3 protein-coding genes are annotated in these 6,058 nt (G+C 59.8%); 1 reads left to right on the top strand and 2 read right to left on the bottom strand.

Translation table 11 applies throughout. The features are described from left to right. Nucleotides 1–486 precede the first annotated feature (486 nt). Nucleotides 487–2,430, top strand: a complete 1,944-nt coding sequence (locus tag H4I99_RS17450; protein WP_163901782.1) for a M23 family metallopeptidase — start codon at nt 487–489, stop codon at nt 2,428–2,430. A gap of 132 nt (nt 2,431–2,562) precedes the next feature. Here the strand turns inward: H4I99_RS17450 and clpB are convergent, their stop codons facing one another. After that, nucleotides 2,563–5,163, bottom strand: a complete 2,601-nt coding sequence (gene clpB, locus H4I99_RS17445) for an ATP-dependent chaperone ClpB (RefSeq protein WP_163901784.1) — start codon at nt 5,161–5,163, stop codon at nt 2,563–2,565. Between the two features lie 235 nt (nt 5,164–5,398). Next, complete coding sequence (locus H4I99_RS17440) at nt 5,399–6,052, bottom strand: DUF4167 domain-containing protein (protein WP_163901786.1); 654 nt, start codon at nt 6,050–6,052, stop codon at nt 5,399–5,401. Between the last annotated feature and the right edge of the window lie 6 nt (nt 6,053–6,058).

The raw sequence follows: 6,058 nt of genomic DNA, 5'->3' as shown, positions 1-6,058 counted from the left end.
ATTTCAATGATTTCTTCAGAACGAGAAACTTCGTCGCCAGCAGCGCCGCCGCCCTCGTCAGTGAGCGGATGTATAATCCTACCCCCTCAATCAAGTCAACACTATCTATCACAAAAATTACAAAAATATTCTAAGTGATTGATAAGAAAGAAATAATGCCGAGATGAGGCAAACACCCCGCCAAGCCAACCAAGCCAGAAAGCTAAAATGCAGGAGGATCACTACGAAAAACGTTCGCTGAGGCCGATACCCATATAGAGAAGCCAGTCGAGAAAGCATCGAGATACCCGTGTGCCAGGGCCGGCAGCCACGGACTGGCCATTTTTCCGTCCCGGCAATTCCATAATTGGGTGTTCTACAGATACGCGCGGGCGCGCACCTTTCGTGCTTCGCCACCGGATTTGACGGCGTGCGCCGAAATATGCAGATGTAGCCCGCGAATGGAAAACCGGAACCTCGCCTCTTGAACGGACGGATGCCGACCGCATGATGACGGACCGCAATATGCTGCGATCGCTAGGTAACGAAGCGCCGATCCTGGCCGATGGACATCGGGCACCGGACCGGCGCGAGATCTCCCTGCGATGGCTTTCCGGCACCTTTCTGACTGGCATCACCTCTTGTATTCTCATGGGCGTGGCGCTCTTCGCGGCCCTCGACGGCCGCCAGCAGCTGGCAATTCCGGCTGAAGCCTTTGCCGTCACAGGCGGCAGCGATGCTCAGGCGGAAGCCGTTACGCGTGGATCCCGGCTGTTCGGCCCGAAGATCGCAGCTCGCCCTGTTGACAAGGCCATCCTTGAAGTGCCGACCGTGACCCACGACGGCGAACGCGAGGTTGTTCGCCGCCAGCCCTTCGCCCATGTGAAGATGGGGCTGGCCGCCAATTACCAGGTTCAGGAAAGTTATCCGCCTTTTGATCCGTTGACGATCTTCGCCACAAACGAGAAATCCGCAGCCCCGGCAACTCGCACCGGCACTCTCTACGGTTCCGATGTCGAATCCGAGGTCAGCCTTAAGAGCGTACCTTTCCCCACGGGTTCCAGCACACATCCCTTCGCCGGTGAGATGTCTTTCGATGAGGTCGAGGAGAATGTCCGCTCGAATGGATCGGTTCTGACGGATGGAGCGAGCCAGGTAGCCGCACTCTACTACATCGACCCGCGTCGCTTCGACACTGATGGTGACGACGCCATGGACATTGCCTCGGGCCTGACCGCTCGCGTCGTGGAACAGAACATGACGGTAGCAGCACCGGAACTTCTCACACCCGATACACCGGAATATGCTGACGATGTGCTGCCGGTTCGTCGTAGCCAAGGCATAGATGCGGTGATGATCGCCGCAGGCTATCCCAAGCCGAAGGCCGAGGACGTCGCCCGGGTGCTCGCACCCCATGCAGGTTCGAAGGATCTGAATGAGGGCGATGTCCTGCGTATCGGCGTCATTCAGCGTGGTGAAGAAGTTCGCATCGTGCGAATAAGCCTCTATCGGAGGGGTAACCACGTGGTGACGCTGGCCGTCAACGACGTCGGACGGCTCGTTCAGGGCGAAGAACCGCCGAAGCTCGACGCAGTCGCGACTGCCTTCGATGAGCAGGCGCCGGCAGTTCTCACCGGGCGCGACCTGCCGCGCGCCTATGACGGTATTTATCGCGCCGCTCTTTCATACGGAATGACTCGGGAAATGACCTCTCTGGTCATCCGCCTACTCGCCGCCAATGTCGATTTCCAGGCCCAGTTGAAGCCGACAGACACGATGGAGGCCTGCTTTTCCGTGCAGGACGATACCGGCCGCGCCACGGACGAAAGCGAACTTCTTTACGTGCGCGCCCGTTTCGGCGACACTGTCACTTCATTTTATCGCTTCCAAAGCCCCGATGATAATTCGGTCGATTATTATGACGAGACCGGCAAGAGCGTCCGCCAGTTCTTGTTGCGCAACCCCGTCCCGAACGGTCGCCTGACCTCCGGTTTCGGTATGCGTCAACATCCGATCCTCGGCTATTCGCGCATGCATACCGGTACCGACTGGGCCGCGCCGCGTGGCACCCCCATCATCGCGTCGGGCAACGGCGTCGTGGAAAAGGCAGGCTGGGCATCGGGCTATGGCAATCAAACGATTATTCGCCACGCCAACGGCTACGAATCCTCCTACAACCATCAGAGCGCGATCGCCAAGGGCATCACCCCGGGCACCAAGGTTACCCAGGGTCAGGTCATCGGCTGGGTCGGTTCGACAGGGGAATCCACCGGTTCCCACCTGCATTACGAGTTAATCGTTAACGGCACCAAGGTTGACGCCATGAAGGTTCGCCTGCCGGGCGGAAAATCGTTGGAAGGCGATGCGCTCGCCCGCTTCCAGGACGAGCGCGCACGCATCGACGCGCTTCTGGCCCAGGGCGGCAAACCGGCCGAAGTGGCGAGCAACTAATGCCTTTTCCCGAGGCCTTTCTGCCGGGCCGGCAAATGACCACCGGCCAACATGCCACGCGCCGAAAAGACGGAAAACAAAATGGCGGCCACAAGGGCCGCCATTTCTGTCACGCATACTTTCGTCGTCAGCTTACGCTGCTTCGCTGACCTTCCGTACCGTCGAGAACAGTAGGCGGTCCGAACCGGCGCTGACCTTGACGAGCGAGCCGTCGGCAATCGAGCCGGAAAGGATCTGCTCGGCCATTGGATCCTGGACGAACTTCTGGATCACGCGCTTCAGCGGACGTGCGCCATAGACCGGATCATAGCCCTTATCCGCCAGCCACTCACGAGCATCCGGCTGAAGGTCGATAGTAATCTTCCGTTCTGCCAGAAGCGCGGTCAGGCGTTTCAGCTGGATGTCGACAATCGCCCCCATTTCGCTCCGGCGCAGCCGGTGGAACAGAATGATCTCATCGACTCGGTTCAGGAATTCCGGCCGGAACGATGCCTTCACCACATTCATGACCTGATCGCGAACCGCTTCGCTGTCCTGATCGTCCCGAAGGCCGGTCAGATATTCGGCACCCAGGTTTGAGGTCATGATGATGATCGTGTTCTTGAAGTCCACGGTGCGACCCTGACCATCGGTCAGGCGTCCGTCATCGAGCACCTGCAGGAGCACGTTGAAGACATCAGGATGGGCCTTCTCGATCTCGTCGAACAGCACAACCTGATACGGCTTGCGGCGAACCGATTCAGTCAGCGCGCCACCCTCCTCGTAGCCAACATAACCGGGAGGTGCACCGATCAGACGGGCCACGGAGTGCTTCTCCATGTATTCCGACATATCGATACGAACCATGGCGGTTTCGTCGTCGAAGAGGAAGCGCGCCAGCGACTTCGTCAGCTCGGTCTTGCCGACACCCGTAGGGCCGAGGAAGATGAACGAGCCGATCGGCCGGTTAGGATCCTGCAAACCGGCGCGCGAACGGCGAACCGCCCTCGAAACCGCCTGCACGGCATCACCCTGACCGACAACCGACTTCGCCAGTTCGTCTTCCATCCTCAGCAGTTTGTCACGCTCGCCCTCCAGCATCTTGTCTACCGGAATACCGGTCCAGCGCGATACGACATGCGCAATACCATCAGGCGTAACGACCTCCTGAACCATGGAGGAAGCGTCGCCGTCACGTGCTTCGGCTTCGGCGAGTTCCTTTTCGAGCTTCGGGATCTCGCCATAGGCAAGCTCGCCGGCCCGCTGAAACTCACCCTTGCGCTGGGCAATCGCCAGTTCGTTGCGCGCATCGTCGAGCTGCTTTTTGAGATCCGCTGCCAGGCCAAGCTTCTGCTTTTCCGACTGCCAGCGGGCCGTCAGGGCATCAGCCTGTTCTTCCAGCGAAGCAAGCTCGCTCTCCAGCCGCTTCAGCCGGTCAGCAGATGCGGCATCGGTCTCCTTCTTTAACGCCTCGCGCTCGATCTTGAGCTGAATGATGCGGCGGTCAAGCTCATCGAGTTCTTCCGGCTTTGAATCGACCTGCATCCTCAACCGCGATGCCGCCTCGTCCATAAGATCGATCGCCTTGTCAGGCAGGAAACGATCAGTGATGTAACGGTTCGATAGGGTCGCCGCCGCTACGATCGCCGAGTCAGAGATCCGCACCTTGTGGTGCTGCTCGTACTTCTCCTTCAAGCCGCGCAGGATCGAGATCGTGTCCTCGACCGTTGGTTCGTCCACCATGACCGGCTGGAAACGCCGGGCCAGAGCAGGGTCCTTCTCGACATGCTTGCGGTACTCGTCGAGCGTAGTCGCGCCCACGCAGTGCAGCTCGCCACGCGCAAGGGCCGGTTTCAGAAGATTGGAAGCGTCCATCGCGCCATCGGCCTTGCCCGCCCCTACCAGTGTGTGCATCTCGTCGATGAACAGTATGACGTTGCCGTTTTCAGCCTGTATTTCATTCAGGACAGCCTTCAGCCGCTCCTCGAACTCACCGCGATACTTGGCGCCGGCAATCAATGCACCCATGTCGAGCGCCATGAGCTGCTTATCCTTCAGGCTTTCCGGCACGTCGCCATTGACGATGCGCAGCGCCAGACCTTCGGCGATAGCCGTCTTGCCGACGCCCGGCTCGCCGATCAGCACCGGATTGTTCTTGGTACGGCGCGACAGGACCTGGATCGTGCGGCGGATTTCGTCGTCGCGGCCGATCACCGGGTCGAGTCTGCCTTCGCGGGCTTCCGCGGTCAGATCGCGGGCATACTTTTTCAGCGCATCGAAACCCTGTTCGGCATTTGCGTTATCGGCGGTACGGCCCTTGCGGACTTCATTGATGACCTGATTGAGCGACTGCGCGGTAACGCCGGCCTTCTTCAGGGTGGCTGAAGTCGAAGCGGAAGTTTCGATCGCTAGCGCCAGAAGCAGCCGTTCTACGGTAACAAAGCTATCGCCGGCCTTCTTGGCAGCCTCTTCGGCCGTGGAGAAAACCTTGGCCAGCGGCTGAGACAGATAAACCTGACCGTTGCCGCCCGAAACCTTCGGCAGCTTGGAAAGCGCGGCATCGTTGGCAATGCGCGCTTCCTTGGGGTCACCACCGGCGCGCGAAATGAGGGAAGACGCCATACCCTGATCGTCATCAAGCAAGACTTTGAGGACATGCTCGGGCGTGAATTGCTGATGGCCCTCGGAAAGCGCATTGGTTTGCGCCGATTGCAGGAATCCGCGAACGCGCTCGGAATATTTTTCGATGTTCATAAGCCAGTCTCCATTTTCCGCCCTGCCCGGACCGGCGCAGGACGGCGATTGAGGATGGCCCCCTATAAGGCGGGCCGTGGGGACGATGAATGATCCCTTCGACCGAGATATGGTAAGCGGTTTTCCCGTTTAAAGAGGCGCTTAAATGAAAAAACTCCGGTCGGGGACCGGAGCTTCATATTCGTCAAGATTGGGTGCGGAAGTCCCCGTATCGGGACATGCCTCCCCGTTTCCGTTATTCCGAAGCTGCATCTGCCAGCGCAGGCGCGGCCTCCGCAGCGCCACTGTCTCCGCCTTCGCCGGTCTCTGCTGCGGCATTGGCACGGCGGGGCTGGCGACGCGGGCGGTTGGAAGCGCTACGACGACGCGGCTGACGCTCCGCGGTACCTTCCGCTTCGCTTTCCTCTACGGCGGCGGCAACTTCGGCGGGGATCTCCTCGATCACCGGCTGCGGGCCAGAGCCGGCAATTTCGACCGGTCGCTGCTGTTGCGGTTGCGGCTGATGCTGTGGCTGAGAAACGGCAACCGGTTCGTCCATACCGTCGATGTCGTCACCGAAATCATTGCGATCATCCCGGTCGTCCCGCTGGAAGCGTTCCTGCATCTGCGCCTGGGCGGCAGCGATGATCCGGTTGTAGTGTTCAGCGTGCTGCAGGTAATTCTCGGCCATGACCCGATCGCCGGCGCTCTGGGCATCGCGTGCAAGAGCGGAATACTTCTCTGCGATGTGCTGGGCCGTACCGCGAATCTTCACGTCGGGACCCGAGCTGTCGTAGGTCCGAGTCAAAGGGTTGGCGCCCTTGCGGTTGAAGTTGTTTCCTCCTCCGCCACCGCCGCCACCGCCGTTGTTACGCCCCCGACCACGCTTGTTCTGCTGTCCTGGCCTCATCGATAA

Source organism: Paenirhizobium daejeonense (genome assembly GCF_014280875.1).
Taxonomy (GTDB): Bacteria; Pseudomonadota; Alphaproteobacteria; order Rhizobiales; family Rhizobiaceae; genus Allorhizobium; species Allorhizobium daejeonense.
This window is presented reverse-complemented; position numbering and strand designations above follow the sequence as displayed.

Coding starts and splice junctions, on each gene's coding strand:
- clpB (WP_163901784.1), bottom strand. CDS start 5,163: ATGAACATCGAAAAATATTCCGAGCGCGTTCGCGGATTCCTGCAATCG.
- H4I99_RS17440 (WP_163901786.1), bottom strand. CDS start 6,052: ATGAGGCCAGGACAGCAGAACAAGCGTGGTCGGGGGCGTAACAACGGC.
- H4I99_RS17450 (WP_163901782.1), top strand. CDS start 487: ATGATGACGGACCGCAATATGCTGCGATCGCTAGGTAACGAAGCGCCG.